General features: G+C 56.8%; 1 rRNA gene. It reads right to left on the bottom strand.

The features are described 5' to 3' along the window. Positions 1 to 896, bottom strand: a 23S ribosomal RNA gene (locus ACVNF4_RS36505); the annotation flags it as partial.

The raw sequence follows: 896 nt of genomic DNA on the forward strand, positions 1-896 counted from the left end.
TTCGATGTTTGACGCTTCACAGCGGGTACCGGAATATCAACCGGTTATCCATCGACTACGCCTGTCGGCCTCGCCTTAGGTCCCGACTTACCCTGGGCAGATCAGCTTGACCCAGGAACCCTTAGTCAATCGGCGCAAACGTTTCTCACGTTTGTATCGCTACTCATGCCTGCATTCTCACTCGTGAACCGTCCACCACTGCCTTCCGGCGCGGCTTCACCCGGCACACGACGCTCCCCTACCCATCACAGCACCCGTTGGGGCTATACACTGCAATGACACGACTTCGGCGGTACGCTTGAGCCCCGCTACATTGTCGGCGCGGAATCACTAGACCAGTGAGCTATTACGCACTCTTTCAAGGGTGGCTGCTTCTAAGCCAACCTCCTGGTTGTCTCTGCGACTCCACATCCTTTCCCACTTAGCGTACGCTTAGGGGCCTTAGTCGATGCTCTGGGCTGTTTCCCTCTCGACCATGGAGCTTATCCCCCACAGTCTCACTGCCGCGCTCTCACTTACCGGCATTCGGAGTTTGGCTAAGGTCAGTAACCCGGTAGGGCCCATCGCCTATCCAGTGCTCTACCTCCGGCAAGAAACACACGACGCTGCACCTAAATGCATTTCGGGGAGAACCAGCTATCACGGAGTTTGATTGGCCTTTCACCCCTAACCACAGGTCATCCCCCAGGTTTTCAACCCTGGTGGGTTCGGTCCTCCACGAAGTCTTACCTCCGCTTCAACCTGCCCATGGCTAGATCACTCCGCTTCGGGTCTTGAGCGTGCTACTCCAACGCCCTGTTCGGACTCGCTTTCGCTACGGCTACCCCACCCGGGTTAACCTCGCAACACACCGCAAACTCGCAGGCTCATTCTTCAAAAGGCACGCAGTCACGAGA

The organism is Streptomyces sp. S6, assembly GCF_054880855.1.